Source organism: Pseudomonas citronellolis, from assembly GCF_900112375.1.
In the GTDB taxonomy this organism is placed as follows: Bacteria; Pseudomonadota; Gammaproteobacteria; order Pseudomonadales; family Pseudomonadaceae; genus Pseudomonas; species Pseudomonas citronellolis.
Window position 1 is genome coordinate 157,966 of sequence record NZ_FOLS01000008.1, and the last position, 15,536, is coordinate 173,501.

Genomic DNA, 15,536 nt, shown 5'->3' on the forward strand with positions numbered 1-15,536 from the left:
TGTAGCTCCTTGTGTAGCTCCTTGGTTTGCCCGTGCCCTTGGGCACGGGATTTTTTTCCAGCCCATACCGGGCAGGGCGCTTCGCGGGGTAGGGTAGGCGCGTGCGGGCCGGCGCGGCGAAGCGGGAACCTGGCATGGCGATATCCCTTGGGAGGCGAAGATGACGACAGTGCCCGACAGCTGCCACCTGAACCGCGATGCGCTGCTGCATTCGCAGGACCTCGACGAGACGCGCCGGCTGGTGGCCTCGGTGTTCTGCGAGCACCGCCTGGAGCTGCGCCAGGCGGCGACGCGCCTGGACTACCGGCACCAGCACCTGCGCACCGAGCAACTGAGTTTCAGCAGCATGCGCTACGGCGCCGAGGTGCACATCCGCCCCGGCGAGCTGGGCTCGTTCTACCTGGTGCAGCTGCCCTTCGCCGGCCACGACCGCCAGCGGATCGGCCGCCGCGAACTGCTCAGCGACAGCCTGCACGGCAGCATCCATGCGCCTGACGAGAGCCTGGAGATGAACTGGAGCGGCGACTGCCAGAAGCTGGTGGTGCGCATCGAGCGCGGCGCCCTCGAACGGCACGCCGGCGCGTTGTTCGACCACGACCTGCGCCAGCCCCTGGCGTTCCACCCGCTGATGGACCTGCGCAACCCCGCCGGGGCGGTCTGGGGGCAGACGGCGCGGCAGCTGTTCGACGTGCTGCAGCGCGCCCCGCAGCTGTTCGAGATGCCCCTGGTCAGGGCGCAGTTCGAGCAGACGCTGATGACCACGCTGCTGACCTGGCAGCCCAACACCCTGAGCGAGCGGCTCGGCGAGCCCTCGGTCCAGGTCCTGCCGCGCCACGTCAAGCGGGCCGTCGACTACATCCAGGCCCACGCCGAACAGCCGATCAGCGTGGAGACGCTGGCGGCCATCGCCGGCGTCAGCGGCCGCTCGATCTACCACGGCTTCCAGCGCTTCCTCGGCGTCAGCCCCATGCGCTACCTGCGCGACGTGCGCATGGAGCGCGTGCACCAGGACCTCAAGGACCCGCGCCAGCCCGCCCGGGTGACCGAGATACTCGCCCGCTGGGGCTTCTTCCAGTTCGGCCGCTTCGCCATCGAGTACCGCCAGCGCTATGCCGAGACGCCGCGCCAGACCCTGGCCCGGGGCCGCGCCTGAGGCCCCGCGAGCTTCTTGCAGTATTCGCATGATCGCTGCAGGGCCTGCATATTCGCTGTATCCGCCTTGCTCCACATTGACGGCCGTGGCTGCACCCGCAGCCACCGCCAAACTTGATGATGGAGTAGGACCACATGAGAAGAATAACTATCGTCGGTGCCGGACAGGCCGGGCTGCAACTGGGCATCGGCCTGCTCCAGCAAGGCCATGACGTCACCCTGGTCTCCAACCGCAGCGCCGCGGACATCGCCGCCGGCCGGGTGCTGTCCAGCCAGTCGATGTACGACATGGCCCTGGGCTTCGAACGCGAGCTGGGCCTGGCTTTCTGGGACGACAGCTGTCCGCCCACCGTGGGCGTGCACATGCGCGCCGGCAACGCCGAGGGCCTGATGGTCGATTGGCGCGCGCCGATGAAGGCCCCCGGCCAGTCGGTCGACCAGCGGATCAAGATGCCGCGCTGGATGCACGAGTTCGAGCGCCTGGGCGGCCGGCTGCTGATCGAGGAGGCGGGGCTGGAGGACCTGGAGCGCTACGCCGCCGCCTCAGACCTGGTGATAGTCGCCAGCGGCAAGGGCGAGATCGGCAAGCTGTTCGAGCGCGACGCCGAGCGCAGCACCTTCGACCGCCCCATGCGCACCATCTCGCTGACCTACGTGCACGGCATGCTGCCCCGCGAGGACTACAGCGCGCTGAACATCAGCATCAACCCCGGCATCGGCGAATACGTCAACTTCCCCTGCCTGACCCTGAGCGGGGCAGGGGACATCATCAACCTCGAATGCATCGAGGGCGGCCCGATGGACCGCTGGGCGGAAGTCAGCACGCCGGCGGAACACCTGGCCCTGGCCGTGGAGCTGATCGAGCGCTTCTTCCCCTGGGAGGCCCCGCGCTGCCGCAACCTGCGGCTGACCGACGACCTCGGCATCCTGGTCGGGCGCGTCACGCCCACCGTGCGCAAGCCCATCGGCTACCTGCCATCCGGGCGCACCGTGCTGGGCATGGCCGACGTGCTGGTGCTCAACGACCCCATCACCGGGCAGGGCTCGAACAACGCCAGCAAGTGCGCCCGCGTCTACCTGGACGCCATTCTCGAACAGGGGCAGGCGCCCTTCGACGACGCCTGGAAGAACGCCACCTTCGAACGCTACTGGGACTACGCCCAGTGGGTCGCGCGCTTCACCAACACCCACCTGCTGCCGCCGCCGGAATCGGTGCTCAAGGTGTTCACCGCCTGCGCCGCCGACCCGGCGCTGGCCGCCGCCGTGGCCAATGCCTTCGACGACCCGAAGAGCCTGGTGCCCTGGTACTACGACAGCGCCGAGGCCGAGCGCTTCATCGCCTCCTTCAGCGCCGCGCGAGGGTGACCGCCATGCCCGTACAGCACAACAAAGCGGCCGGCGCGCTCGTCGCCTGCCTGCTGCCGCTGCAGGCCGCCTGGGCCACCCAGGGCACCTTCCCGCATGGCTACGGCGTCAAGTCCGAGGGCATGGGCGGGGTGGTCATCGCCCTGCCGCAGGACTCGCTGGTCGGCGCCTCCAACCCGGCCGGGATGGTCGCGGTCGGCGACCGCCTGGACGTCGGCGCCGCCTTCCTCAAGGCCGACAACGGCGCCGAGTTCGCCGGCAACACGATCAGCGGCTCCAAGGACCGGGACCTGTACGTGATCCCGCAGTTCGGCGCCAACAAGATGCTCGACGACGTCAGCAGCCTGGGCATCTCGGTGGTCGGCAACGGCGTGGGCACCGCCTACGCCCGCGACGCCGACTTCGGCGGGCTGCGCAACCCCGGTTCGCAGTTCCAGCAGATGGTCGCCACCGCCAGCTACGCCCGCAAGCTTAACGAGCGGCACAGCATCGGCGTGGGCCTGATGCTGCTGCGCCAGGTGCTGGACATCGACGGCACCGCCAGCATCGGCCTGCCCCAGGGGCGCGACGAGTCCTATGGCGCCGGCCTGCGGCTGGGCTGGATCGGCCAGCTGACGCCCGAATGGAGCCTCGGCGCCAGCTACGCCACCCGCAGCTACATGTCGAAGATGCACCGCTTCGACAAGCTGCTGGCCGATGGCGGCGACCTCGACATGCCGTCCAACTGGGCCCTGGGCGTGGCCTGGAAGCATGGCCCGCTGACCCTCGCCGCGGACATGCAGAAGGTCTACTGGAGCGACGTCAGGTCCCTCGGCAATCCCGGCGTGAGCCGCGCCACGGGCGCGCCCGGGGACTCCGACGGGCCCGGCTTCGGCTGGCGCGACCAGCGCATCTGGCGGGTGGGCGCGGCCTGGGACCTGAACGAGAGGCTGACGCTGCGGGCCGGCTACAACGACGCCAACCAGCTGCTCGATGGCCACGACACCTACCTGGGCATCCTGGCCCCGGCCGCCAACCACAGGCACGTGACCTTCGGCGGCACCTACCGCTTCACCGGCGGCCACGAACTGTCCCTGGCCTACGCCCGTTCCTTCAAGGACAAGGTGGAAGGCGAGGGCGCCGGCCCGGATGCGGTCACCTCGCCGTACATGGGCCAGCACTGGCTGTCCCTGAGCTACGGCGTGGCGTTCTGAGCGGAGGCATTGCCATGATCGAAAGAGCCCAACTGCGCCAGGCCCTCGGCCAGTTCGCCACCGGCGTCACCATCGTCACCACCCTGGACGGCGAGAGCTGGCCCATCGGCGTCACGGCGAACAGCTTCAACGCCGTTTCGCTGGAGCCGCCGCTGGTGCTGTGGAGCATCGGCAAGTCCGCCTACAGCTACCCCGCGTTCGCCGGTTCCGAGCACTTCGCCGTGCACGTGCTGGGGGAGGGGCAGCGGGCGCTGTCCGACCGCTTCGCCCAGGCCTCGACGGACAAGTTCGCTGGCCTGGAGGTCGGCGCCGGCGTGGGTGGCGTGCCCTTGCTGCCGGGCTGCCTGACGGTGTTCGAGTGCTCCACCGAGCACCGCTACGACGGCGGCGACCACCTGATCCTGGTCGGCCGCGTGCTGCGCATGGCAGCGCCCGAGCCGGACATGCGGCCGCTGCTGTTCCACCGCGGCCGCTACCAGGACCTGGCCCGCGCGCAGAGCGCCTAGCGGGCCCGCACGGCGGCCCGGGAGGGGCCGCCGTTTCTCCTCCTGCGGCGCTGGGTTTATTTGCGCTGGCGGGATAACCGGGGAACCCATTGGAGTGTGGGCGCCACCCCCGGTTCCTATGATCGGGCCATGACAACGAAAGACGCCCTGCCTGCTCCGGAGGCCTTGCAATGATTGGATACACGCTGTTGGGCAGCAACCACCTGGAACGCGCCCGCGCCTTCTACGGCGCCTTCCTCGGCGCCATGGGCGCCACCGCGCTGCTGGAGTCCCCGCGCCTGAGCCTCTACGGGCGGGCCCCGGAACAGCCGATGCTGGGCGTCTGCACGCCCTATGACGAACAGGCCGCGCAGCCAGGCAACGGCAACATGGTCGCCCTGGCGGCCGGCTCCCGCGAGCGGGTGGACCAGCTGCACGAGCTGGCCCTGGCGCTGGGCGGCAGCGACGAAGGACGGCCCGGCGAGCGCTTCCCGGGTTTCTACATGGCCTATTTCCGCGATCCGGACGGCAACAAGCTGGCGCTCTTCCACAAGGACTGAGCCGGCGGGCCGGAGCGCCGCCGGCGCGCCGGGCCACCGCACCATCGACGTATCCCGTGGGACCCCACTCATGAAAGACCAGACACACCAAGTCACCGTGAACTTCTCCGACGGCGTCAGCCGCAGCTTCAGCGTCGCGGCCGACGCCAGCATCCTCGACGCCGCCCTGGAGGCGCAGGTGCCGCTGCTGTACCAGTGCCGTTCCGGCAGCTGCTCCAGCTGCATCGCCCACCTCGCCGACGGCGAGGCGGTCACCCGCCCCGGCGCCAGCTCCACCCTGCTGGCCAGCGAGTACGCCGCCGGCCAGCGCCTGCTGTGCCTGTGCCAGGCGCAAACGGACTGCACCTTCGAGCTGGCCTACGGCAGCGAGGTCGGCTCGGGCGCGGCCGGAGAGGTGCATGCCTTCGTCGACTCGGCCGAGCGCATCGCCAGCAACGTGGTGCGCCTGCGCCTGGAACTGGCCGAGGGCGAATGCCTGGACTTCCGCCCCGGGCAGTTCATGCAGATCCAGGTGCCGGGCTTCGAGGTGCTGCGCAGCTACTCGCCGTCCAGCACCCCCGCCGACCTGCCGAAGCTGGAGTTCCTCATCCGCCTGCTGCCCGGCGGCGCCATGTCCAGCTACCTGGAAGAGCAGGTCAGGCCCGACGAGGTACTGACCCTCAGCGGCCCCTACGGCGCCTTCTTCCTGCGCGAGGAGAAGCGCCGCGCGCCGCACATCTTCGTCGCCGGCGGCACCGGCCTGGCGCCGATCCTGTCGATGATCGACACCCTGCACAAGCTCGGCGGGCGCAAGCCGCCGATGCTCCTGAGCTTCGGCTGCGCCACCCCGGAAGTGCTGTTCGGCCTCGACGAGATCGAGCTGCGCAAGCAGTGGCTGCCGAGCCTGGAAGCGCGCATCTGCGTGGATCGCGAGCCGCGCGAGGGCCTGCACCACGGCAGCCCGGTCAGCGCCCTGCGCGAAGGCGACGTGAGCGGCCCGGACTGCGTGGCCTACCTGTGCGGCCCCCAGCCGATGATCGATGCCGCCACGGCGCGGCTGATCGAGCTGGGCGTCGCCCCCGAAAACATCTTCAGCGAACAGTTCGTCGCTAGCCACTGAGGGCGCCAGCATGCAACCCACCACCTCCATGCCGTTCTCCGCCGAGCAGATGAAATGGTACGAGCAGGCCTGCGCCAGGCTCGACGCCAGGCGCCTGCAGGACCTGCTGTTCGCCATCACCGACATCCACAGCCCCACCGGCTCGGCCCGGGCAGTGGGCGAGTTCATGACCGCCCACCTGAAGCAGATCGGCATGCCCGCCCGCTACCAGCCGATGAGCTTCACCAGCGGCAACGTGCTGGGCGAGCTGCGTGGCAGCGGCGGTGGCGCCAGCGTGATGCTGTACGCGCCGCTGGACACCCACCTGGAATGCGACGAGGCCGAGAAGCTGCTGACCGGCGAAGCCGGCCAGGCCGACATGCTGCCCAAGGCCCAGCAGGTCGACGACTGGGTGTTCGGCCTCGGCGCCTCCAACCCCAAGGGCATGATCGCCACCCTGACCGAAGTGGCCACCGCGCTGATCGAGGCCGGGGTGCCGCTGACCGGCGACCTGCTGCTGGGGCTGGCCGACGGCGGCATGCCGGTGGACATCTCGGCGCGCCAGCATTCGGGCATGTCCAACGGCGTGCTGCACCTGCTCAACCGCGGCGCCGCGCCGGACTTCGCCATCATCATGAAGCCGTGGAACTGGGTGTACCACGAGGAGCCGGGCATGGCCTGGTTCAAGCTGCGCGTCTACGGCAGCCTCGGCTACGCCGGGGTGCCGCGCGGCACCCCGGGCTTCCGCAGCTCGGTGGTGCCGGCGGCGGCGGTGGTCGGCGAGCTGGAGCAATGGATCATCGACTACGCCGAGCGCAACACCTCCGGGGTGGTCAAGCCCCACGGCTGGATCGCCGGCATCCGCGGCGGCGACGTCGAGCGCCCGGCGTTCCCCTCGGCGGTCACCGAAATCTTCTTCGACGTGCGCATCAACCCGCGCAGCAGCCCGGGCGACGTCAAGGCGCAGTTCGCCGCATTCGTCCGCGACCTGCAGGCGCGGCGCCCCGACCTGGAACTGGAGTGGGACATGTACGGCTCCGTGCCCGGCGGCAGCACCGACCCGCAGAACTGGATCGTCCAGTCGTGCAAGCGCGGCTGGGAGCACATCGAGCGGCGCCCGCACGGCACGCCCGACTGGCTCGGCGGCCAGACCGACGGCGCCGCGCTGCGCCGCTACGGCGTGCCCACCGCGCGCATCGGCTGGCCGTGGCCGGCGCAGGGCGCGCCCTTGCCGGTGGCCGAAGGCCTGGGCGGCATGGGCGCGACCTACGTGCCCGACCTGATGCCCTGCGCGCGCAAGATCCTCTACGCGCTGATCGACACCCTGACCCGTCCACGCCAGCAACTGGGCCTCTGAGCCCGGGAGAACGCAGATGCGCAAGCGCGTGAAAATGATCTTCCCCGTGCCGCTGAGCGAGCAGACCCGGCCCCTGGTCGAGTCCCAGCTGCCGGCGGCGTTGCAACGCCCGGACATCGAGGTGTGCTTCGTCGGCGCCGGCAGCGTCTCGACCCTGGCCGACAGCTACTACGACATGGCGCTGATGGAGCTGGCGGTGATCGAGGCCGGCATGCGCGCCGAGGAGGAGGGTTTCGATGCCGTGTGCATCAACACCGTCAGCGACTCGGGCCTGGCCGCGCTGCGCGCCCGGCTGTCGATCCCGGTGCTGGCGCCGGGGCAGAGCGCCTTCCACCTGGCCTGCGCCCTGGGCCACAAGTTCAGCGTCCTGACCATGTGGCCGCGCTGGTTCCCGCTGTACCGCAAGACGCTCAGGGAGTACGGCCTCGAATCGCGACTGGCCTCGCTGCGCTCCATCGACGTGCGCCCGGACACCGAGGCCCTGCTGCAGGGCAAGGAGGAGGTGGTCTTCGCCAGGCTGCTGGACGCCGCCCGGCTGGCCATCCACGAGGACGGCGCCGAGGTGATAGTGCTGGGCTCCACCACCATGCACCAGTCCCACGCCTTCCTCAGCCAGCACCTGGACGTCCCGGTGCTCAACCCCGGCGTCATCGCCTACAAGCTGTGCGAGGTGCTGCTCGACCTCGGCCTCGCCCACAGCAAGCTTGCCTATCCCAGTCCGGAGCGACTCAAGGACGAGGCGTTCAGCCGTTGAACGGAGCCACCGCATGAAACTCTTCCAAGACTCCCCGAGCCTTGCCGACCTGACCATCGCCGAAGCCGTCACGGCGTTCCGCGATGGCGTACTGAGCAGCACCGAACTGGTCTGCGCCTGCCTGGACCGCGCCGAGGACGGCCGCGAGCTGAACGTCTACGTCACCCTCAACGGCGACGGCGCGCTGGCCGAGGCCAAGGCCGCCGATGCCGCGCGCCGCGCGGGGCGGCGGCAGAAGCCGCTGTCCGGCATCCCCATCGTGGTCAAGGACAACATCCACGCCGCGGGCCTGCCGTGCACCGCCGGCACGCCGGGGCTGGCCGGCTTCGTCCCGCGCCAGGACGCGCCGACGCTGCAGCGCCTGCGCGACGCCGGGGCGATCCTGCTGGGCAAGACCAACATGCACGAGCTGGCCTTCGGCGCCACCGGCTACAACGCCGCCTTCAACACCGGCAGCCAGCCCGGCGTGCGCAACGCCTACGACAGCGAGCGCATCGCCGGCGGCTCGTCCTCCGGCAGCGCCGCGGCGCTGGGCGCGCGCATGGCCCTGGCGGCGCTGGGCACCGACACCGGCGGCTCGATGCGCATTCCCTGCGCGCTCAACGGCTGCTCCTCGCTGCGCCCCAGCGCCGGCCGCTACTCCAGCGAAGGCGTGATCCCCATCGCCCGCAGCCGCGACACCGTGGGGCCCATGGCCCTGTGCATGGCCGACGTCGCCCTGCTCGATGCCTTGATCAGCGACGAATACGCGCTGCCGCCGGTGAGCCTGGACGGGCTGCGCCTGGGCATCGTCGAGGACTTCTGGAGCCATCTGGACGACGACGTCCGCGAGGTGGCCGAGGCCGCCCTGGCGAAGCTTTCCAGCCATGGCGTGAGCCTCGTCGAACTGCCGGAGACGCGCCTGCAGGAGCTGAACCGCGCCGTCGGCTTCCCGGTGGTGATCCACGAAGCCTACGACTCGATGGTCGCCTACCTGCGCGACGAGGGGCCGGGCATCACCATCGAGGAACTGGCCCGGGACATCCACAGCCCGGACGTGCGCGCCATCTACGAGCAGTGGGTGCTGCCGCGCAAGGCGCCGGGGGAGGGCGGCCTGGTGGACGTCGCGCCGCTCTACGAGGCGGCTCGGAACACTGCCCGCCCGGCGCTGAAGGAGCACTACCAGGACCTCTTCGAGCAATACCGGCTGGATGCCCTGGTGTTCCCCACCACGCCCATAGTGGCGCCGCCGGCCAGCGATCAGGTCAACCTGCCGGAGTTCTTCGAGCGGCTGATCCAGAACACCGAGCCGGCCGCCAGCGCCGGCCTGCCGGGCATCCAGCTGCCCATCGGGCTGGGCCCGCGCACGGGGCTGCCGGTGGGCCTGGAACTGGACGCGCCCTTTGGCTCGGACCGCCGCCTGCTGGCCGTGGGCATCGCCCTCGAAGCCGTGCTCGGGCGCATCCCGCCGGCCTGACGCCGGTCGCTTTCCCTGGAGGAGCAAGCATGAATCTGGACAACAAGGTGATAGTCGTGACCGGCGGCGGCAGCGGCATCGGCCGCGAGGCCTGCCTGGCGCTCGCCAGGGCGGGGGCCCGGGTGGTGCTGGGCAACCGCGATGCGCAGGCGGGGGCGGAAGTGCTCGATGAGATCGCGGCGGCCGGCGGCCAGGCGCTGTTCCTGGCCACCGACGTGTCCCGCCCCGCCGACTGCCGCGCCCTGGTGGCGCTGGCCGTGGAGCGCTACGGGCGGCTCGACGGCGCCTTCAACAACGCCGGCCTGCAGCGCGCGTTCCACGACATCCACGAAACGCCCCTGGCAGAACTCGACGAGGTGGTCGACATCAACCTCAAGGGCGTCCTCTACATGATGAAGTTCGAAGCCGAGGCGATGCTGCGCACCGGCGGCGGCTCCATCGTCAACAACGCCTCGATCTTCGGCCTCAAGGCGATGCCGCGCACCGCCGCCTACGTGGCCGCCAAGCACGGCATCGTCGGCGCCACCCGCGCCGCGGCGCTGGACTACGCAACGCGCGGCATCCGCGTCAACGCCCTCTGCCCCGGGCCGATCAAGACGCCGAGCTTCGACCGCGTCACCGGCGGCGACGACCACCTGTACGACGACGGCGTGCCCATGCGGCGCATCGGCCAGCCCGGGGAGGTCTGCGCGGCGCTGCTGTGGCTGCTTTCCGGGCAGGCCTCCTACGTCACCGGGGCCACCCTCTCGGTCGATGGCGGGATGTCGGCGGAATGACACACACATGGACCAGCGCAGGAGAGGCGCAAGCATGATCAGGGCACTGAGCTACGTGATAGTCGGCACACCCAACCTGCCGGCCTGGCAGAAACAGGCGGCGGAACACATCGGCCTGCAGGTGGAAGTGGTCGAGCCCGGGCGCTGCGTGCGCCTGCGCGCCGACCAGAAGGTCCAGCGCCTGCTGCTCGAAGCCTGCGAAGGCGAACCCAGCATGGGCATGGGCTTCGAGGTCGGGGACGCGGAGGAACTGGAGCAGGCCGCCCAGGCGTTGACGGCGGCGGGCTACCCGGTGACCCGCGGCACGGCGCGGGAGAACGCCCTGCGCGGCGTCGCCGGGATGCTGCATTTCCGCGACCCCGACGGCGTGCGCATCGAGCTGGCCTGGGGCCTGGCCGACGCCGCCAGCCCCTTCGTGCCGGGGCGCCCGCTGGGCGGTTTCCGCACCGGCGAGCTGGGCATCGGCCACGTGGCGCTGATCACCGCGCACTTCGAGCAGATGTGCCACCTCTACAAGGAGGTGCTGGGCTTCAAGGTCAGCGACCGCGCCCGGGCGCCGTTCCGCGTCGAGTTCCTCCACGTCAACCCGCGCCACCACACCCTGGGCATCGCCCACACCGGCGGGCCGGCGAAGATCTACCACATGATGCTGGAGTACAACGACTTCGACGACCTCGGGCGGGCCTACGACATGGCGCTGGCCGACCCCGAGTGCATCGGCGTCACCCTCGGCCGGCACATCAACGACCACGTCACCTCCTTCTACCTGAAGAACCCCGATGGTTGGATGTTCGAGCTCGGCTGGGCCGGGCGCACCATCGGCCCCGACTGGGAGGTGGAAGAACTGCAGGGCATGAGCCTGTGGGGGCACGACCGCACCTGGCTGCCGCCGGACAAGCGCGAGGAGGCCAGGCAGATTCTCAAGCGCCTGGCCGCGCAGGGCATGCGTGCTCCCGTCGTTACCACCAGCCAGACCGCAAAGGCCAGACAATGACTACCCGGACATCGCCAGAAATCGCCAACAGCCTTCGCATCGGCGACTGCACCATCAACTACCACGACCAGGGCAAGGGCGAGCCGATCCTGCTGATCCACGGCTCCGGCCCGGGCGTCACCGCCTGGGCCAACTGGCGCGGGGTGATCCCCGAACTCTCCGCGCGCGCCCGGGTGATCGCCCCGGACATGCTCGGTTTCGGCTACACCCAGTGCCCGGCCGGCCGCCGGCTGGACCCGGACGCCTGGGTCAACCAACTCACCGGCCTGCTCGACGCCCTGGACATCGCCACGGTCTCGGTGGTCGGCAACTCCTTCGGCGGCGCCATCGCCCTGGCCCTGGCCCAGCGCCACCCGCAGCGGGTGAAGCGCCTGGTGCTGATGGGCTCGGCGGGGCTCTCGTTCCCGATCACCGAGGGCCTGGAGAAGGTCTGGGGCTACCAGCCCTCGCTGCAGGCCATGGGCGAGCTGATGGAGGTGTTCGCCTATGACCATTCGCTGATCAACGACGACCTGGTGCGCATGCGCTACGAGGCGAGCATCCGCGACGACGTGCAATCGCGCTTCGCCCAGCTGTTCCCCGCGCCGCGCCAGCAGGGCGTGGAGATGCTCGCGGTGCCCGAGGCGGCGCTGCGCGAGCTGCCCCAGCAGACCCTGCTCATCCATGGCCGCGACGACCGGGTGATACCGCTGGAGGTCTCCGAGCGCCTGCTGCGCCTGATCCCCCATGCGCAACTGCACGTGTTCGGCGAGTGCGGGCACTGGGTGCAGATCGAGCGGGCGCGGGACTTCACCCGCCTGTTGATCGACTTCCTCACCAATGCAGCGGAGTGACCGCATGAACGCAACAGACATCCACGGCCGCTGGGAAATCCTCGCCTGGGAACAGCTCTACGACGACGGCCGCGTGGTCCACCCGATGGGCGTGGAACTGGAGGGCTTCATCGAGTACGGGCCGCACGGCATGTTCTGCGTGGTCGCCAGGAAGAACCGCGAGCCATTCCGCAGCGGCGGGCAATGGTCGGCCAGCGACGCCGAGAAGGCCGCCGCCTACGGCAGCTACCTGACCTACGCGGGCGGCTACGAAGTGCAGGGCGACACGGTGCTACACCACGTGCGCCACAGCCTGTTCCCTAACTGGGAGGGCGGCAGCCAACGGCGCATCGCGCAGCTGGAGGGCGACGTCCTGGCGCTCAGCGCGCGCCTGGAGGAGGGCACCCCCGAGGCGCGAACCGCCAGGTTGCTGTGGCGGCGGGTAGGGTAGCTGCCGCCGTTTCGATACTGCTTCAGCAGAGTGCCCACCTTCGCCAGGGTGGGTGCTCGGTGCCGGATGGTCTGCCGCAGCTATTCGGGGTTGCGTCGAGTTTGTGGTCTTCATGGGGCCCGCTTCCGCCCCTGCAGCCGGCAATGAAGAAATTTAATCTCAGGTGTTGCCAGCCTTGTCCCATTAGTCCATAATCCCGCCCATCGAAAGCGCAGGGCGATGAAAACTCTGTGTAATCAATAGGTTAGAGCTTGAAATAAAGCCAGGCCGAACAGAATTGCAGCAAGCCGCAGCGCGGTTTGCCAGGTTAAAAGGCTGAGTAGCAGAGTGGTTATGCAGCGGATTGCAAATCCGTGAACGCCGGTTCGATTCCGACCTCAGCCTCCAATAGAAAAGCCCCGTAGATCACTGATCTACGGGGCTTTTTTCATTTCAGCCGAAAGGCCTATCGTTTCCGCAATCAAAGGCTGCCTGATTGGGCGGAGGCCTGGATCATCGCGTCACGACCAGTAGGGAAGAGCAGGAATGAAAAGGCCGTACTCGATGGTGCGGCCTTGTCTGGGCATCGCTGTCTTCCCATGTCGCAAGAACCGCACAGGGAATCCCGCTTCAAGAGTCAGCGCTTCTTCGATTCGTTGTAGACAGCGCTGCGTTCGCGCTTTCCAACTGCTACGACTTCAACCACGATCTCGGTGTCATGCACTTGATAAACGAGCCGGTAGCCGGAAGCGGAGAGCTTGATCTTATAGCGGTCCTTGTTTTCGCTGCCATGAAGCTTGTCCTTTTCGACGCGAGGGTTGACCAGCCTTTCGCCGAGCTTCTTGATCAACTGAGTCTTCACCGGGCCCTTGAGCCTATCCCATTCTTTGAGCGCGGTTTCTTTGAACTTCAGCGTGTACTGCTTGATGTCTTCCAGGTCTTGCTGAGGTGCTTTGATCTGTTTGTTGTTACCGGTTTTTGAGGTCATCCAGAGACACCGTTACCGAGGATTCGTCTTTACGCTCATCAGCGAGGCGACCCAGGTAGATGTCGTCGAGTAACTCGATCATCCGCTCGTACTCGTCCGCAGGAACCGCGTAGAAGACCGGTTCGTTACGGTTGAGAATCGCAACAGCGTGGCCCATTCCAGCGCCCACTGTACCCATGGGATCTTTTTTCAACTCGGTGATGGAGGCCGTAACATCGGCCAGCAGCGCATGCGGCATTTACAAGTTCTCCCTGCGCACTCTTGCGCGCATTTCCCCGTGGGGAACCGCCAGATTCTCCCGAGATTGGGAAGGAGGGCGGTATCAACAGTGCAGCTCTCCATCGGTAGCCGGCCTAAGCACGGGACAGGAAGATGGCGAACTGGGTTGCACTACGGTCTGGACAGAAGTCGGACAGGCCGCAATGGATCGTATCGGGATGGCTGTTCAACTCCCGGACCGGGCGAAATTAGCACTCTTGAAAGTGTCTTTCAATGCTCTCTAGAAGGCGCTCTAAAGGTCAGGTTGTACGTAGTCGACGAGGAAAACGATGATTCCGGCGAGCCTGGGTGATGGGTGAAATGATCCACTACCGTTCGTCGAACTGGGATCGATGCAGAAAATCAGGCCACTGGAGAGAACACGGCTTCGTCTCTTCGGACTAGGCGCTCTGCCCTTGCGGCGCACACGAAAAAGCCCCGTGGGTTCGCACCCGCGGGGCTTCGGCATTCCAGTGCGGCGCTGGATTTACTTCTTGCCGCCGAGGGCGCCGCCCGCCGCGCCACCCAGGCCGGCGCCGATGGCCGCGCCGGTGCTGCCGCCGAGCTTGTTGCCGATGAGCGAGCCACCGGCGGCGCCCAGGCCGCCACCGATGGCGGCCTTGGTCTTCCTGCCTTTCTTGGCGGTGGCCGCGCTACCTGCCGCGCCGCCGACGCCGGCGCCGATCGCGGCACCGGTGCTGCCGCCCAGTTGCTGGCCGACGACGTTGCCCAGGGCGCCACCCAGGCCGCCGCCGACGGCTGCCTGGGTACCGCCGCCAGCCATGGCGGCTTGGGCGAAGAGCAGGCTCAGGGCCAGGGCGGGGAGTGCTTTGCGCATATTGCTAACCTTGAGGAATGAAGGGCGGCAGGCTTGCCGCCCGGGATGGTCGATGGAGCGTCCGGATCGCAGGGCGATCCGCAATGTGAATTCGCTGGCGGTGTCAGACCGGCCGCAGCCGTTCCGGTTCCCGGGGCGGCGGAATTCTACCGGGCCCGGCGCTACGTCGCTCGTTTCCTTGTCTGCCGGTGAATGCCGGATGCCATCCATGGTTCGCCGTGGCATACTGGCACTTTGGAATTGCGCTGCTCAAGGATGAGAGATGTCGCGCTTCGAATGGCTCGTCGTGGCCGCCGCCTGTCTTTTCATCGCCTGCTATCTGGCGGTCTACCTGTTGCTCCCGTACGAAAACATCGCGCCCGGCTGGTTGCCGCTGCGCTAGGCCGCGCCGTCTAGAGTGAAGGGAAAGCCCGATCGCGGAGGGGCCCGGTATGGCTGGCGTGAATCGGCGGTTGCTCTGGCACGGCTTGCTGCTGCTGTTGCTCGGCCTGCTCACCGGGCTGGTCGAGGCGCAGTTGAGCAATCCGCGCATGGTCCTGGCGGCCCACCTGGAGGGCATCCTCAATGGCCTGCTGTTGCTGGCGCTGGGGGCGATCTGGGATGAGGTGGCGCTGTCGCGCAGGTGGCAGGGTGTCACTTTCTGCGCATTGCTCTACGGCGCCTATGCCAATTGGGCCTTCACCTTGCTCGCCGCGGTTTTCGGCACCGCGGCCATGTCGCCCGTCACCGCCGCTGGGCATAGCGGGGAGCCCTGGCAGGAGCTGCTGGTGACCCTTGGTTTCGTCAGCGTCGGCCTGGCGATCATCGTCGCCATCGGACTGCTGCTCTGGGGATTGCGCGGCAGGGTGGCGCGCTGAGAAGGGCAAGTGGCTGGCCGTCGCGTCCCTGCTCGGCCGGCCATGTCCTCAGCAAGAGGGCCAGGCATATTGCCATTACGCGACAGCGAAATAAACATACATCCTCGATTGCATGTATGCGAATCGCTCATACCTTGAGCTGATGCAAGTTTTCACTCGAACGATGGACAGCGGAAAGGAAGA

General features: G+C 68.3%; 17 protein-coding genes and 1 tRNA gene. 15 read left to right on the top strand and 3 right to left on the bottom strand.

Going from position 1 to position 15,536, the window contains the following annotated elements; translation table 11 throughout:
* Positions 1-160 precede the first annotated feature (160 nt).
* The 14 genes from BM060_RS09940 (at position 161) to BM060_RS10005 (ending at position 12,820) form a co-directional block, all read left to right on the top strand.
* Entirely contained in the window at positions 161-1,153 is a 993-nt protein-coding gene (locus BM060_RS09940) for an AraC family transcriptional regulator (RefSeq protein WP_074979615.1), read from the top strand.
* Positions 1,154-1,287: 134 nt separating this feature from the next.
* The gene (locus BM060_RS09945; RefSeq protein ID WP_074979617.1) at positions 1,288-2,517 is read left to right on the top strand and encodes a styrene monooxygenase/indole monooxygenase family protein; all 1,230 of its coding nucleotides are present in this window, start codon (positions 1,288-1,290) and stop codon (positions 2,515-2,517) included.
* A gap of 5 nt (positions 2,518-2,522) precedes the next feature.
* Positions 2,523-3,710 carry an OmpP1/FadL family transporter gene (locus BM060_RS09950; protein ID WP_074979619.1) on the top strand — a complete coding sequence of 396 codons (1,188 nt, stop codon included), beginning with the start codon at positions 2,523-2,525 and terminating at the stop codon, positions 3,708-3,710.
* Between the two features lie 14 nt (positions 3,711-3,724).
* A complete protein-coding gene (locus tag BM060_RS09955) occupies positions 3,725-4,216 on the top strand; it encodes a flavin reductase family protein (protein ID WP_074979621.1) in 492 nt (163 codons plus the stop codon).
* A gap of 170 nt (positions 4,217-4,386) precedes the next feature.
* Entirely contained in the window at positions 4,387-4,755 is a 369-nt protein-coding gene (locus BM060_RS09960; protein ID WP_074979623.1) for a VOC family protein, read from the top strand.
* Between the two features lie 70 nt (positions 4,756-4,825).
* Positions 4,826-5,854: a ring-hydroxylating dioxygenase ferredoxin reductase family protein gene (locus BM060_RS09965; protein WP_074979625.1), complete on the top strand. Its 1,029-nt coding sequence runs from the start codon at positions 4,826-4,828 to the stop codon at positions 5,852-5,854.
* A 10-nt stretch (positions 5,855-5,864) separates the two neighbouring features.
* On the top strand, positions 5,865-7,190 hold the full coding sequence (locus tag BM060_RS09970; protein WP_009619915.1) for a M20 family metallopeptidase: 1,326 nt from the start codon (positions 5,865-5,867) through the stop codon (positions 7,188-7,190).
* Between the two features lie 16 nt (positions 7,191-7,206).
* Entirely contained in the window at positions 7,207-7,944 is a 738-nt protein-coding gene (locus BM060_RS09975; RefSeq protein WP_074979627.1) for an aspartate/glutamate racemase family protein, read from the top strand.
* A 13-nt stretch (positions 7,945-7,957) separates the two neighbouring features.
* On the top strand, positions 7,958-9,400 hold the full coding sequence (gene iaaH, locus BM060_RS09980) for an indoleacetamide hydrolase (RefSeq protein ID WP_074979629.1): 1,443 nt from the start codon (positions 7,958-7,960) through the stop codon (positions 9,398-9,400).
* 29 nt (positions 9,401-9,429) lie between these two features.
* Positions 9,430-10,176 (top strand): SDR family NAD(P)-dependent oxidoreductase, encoded by a 747-nt coding sequence (locus tag BM060_RS09985; protein WP_009619918.1) that lies wholly within the window; start codon positions 9,430-9,432, stop codon positions 10,174-10,176.
* Positions 10,177-10,210: 34 nt separating this feature from the next.
* Complete coding sequence (locus tag BM060_RS09990) at positions 10,211-11,170, top strand: VOC family protein (protein WP_074979631.1); 960 nt, start codon at positions 10,211-10,213, stop codon at positions 11,168-11,170.
* The gene (locus BM060_RS09995) at positions 11,167-12,003 is read left to right on the top strand and encodes an alpha/beta fold hydrolase (RefSeq protein WP_074979633.1); all 837 of its coding nucleotides are present in this window, start codon (positions 11,167-11,169) and stop codon (positions 12,001-12,003) included. Before BM060_RS09990 ends, BM060_RS09995 begins: the two co-directional genes overlap by 4 nt.
* Before the next feature lie 4 nt (positions 12,004-12,007).
* Positions 12,008-12,433, top strand: a complete 426-nt coding sequence (locus BM060_RS10000) for a lipocalin-like domain-containing protein (protein WP_009619921.1) — start codon at positions 12,008-12,010, stop codon at positions 12,431-12,433.
* A gap of 313 nt (positions 12,434-12,746) precedes the next feature.
* Positions 12,747-12,820 (top strand) — tRNA-Cys (locus BM060_RS10005).
* A 229-nt stretch (positions 12,821-13,049) separates the two neighbouring features.
* Here the strand turns inward: BM060_RS10005 and BM060_RS10010 are convergent.
* From BM060_RS10010 to BM060_RS10020, 3 genes are all read right to left on the bottom strand, one after another.
* Positions 13,050-13,400 (bottom strand): type II toxin-antitoxin system RelE family toxin, encoded by a 351-nt coding sequence (locus BM060_RS10010; RefSeq protein ID WP_083426757.1) that lies wholly within the window; start codon positions 13,398-13,400, stop codon positions 13,050-13,052.
* The gene (locus BM060_RS10015; protein ID WP_074979635.1) at positions 13,381-13,638 is read right to left on the bottom strand and encodes a type II toxin-antitoxin system Phd/YefM family antitoxin; all 258 of its coding nucleotides are present in this window, start codon (positions 13,636-13,638) and stop codon (positions 13,381-13,383) included. The genes BM060_RS10010 and BM060_RS10015 overlap by 20 nt, the downstream gene beginning before the upstream one ends.
* Before the next feature lie 507 nt (positions 13,639-14,145).
* Positions 14,146-14,496, bottom strand: a complete 351-nt coding sequence (locus BM060_RS10020) for a hypothetical protein (protein WP_009619928.1) — start codon at positions 14,494-14,496, stop codon at positions 14,146-14,148.
* A 431-nt stretch (positions 14,497-14,927) separates the two neighbouring features.
* On the opposite strand from BM060_RS10020, the gene BM060_RS10025 reads away from it, so the two are divergent.
* Entirely contained in the window at positions 14,928-15,353 is a 426-nt protein-coding gene (locus BM060_RS10025; protein WP_074979636.1) for a styrene oxide isomerase, read from the top strand.
* The last annotated feature ends 183 nt before the right edge of the window (positions 15,354-15,536 follow it).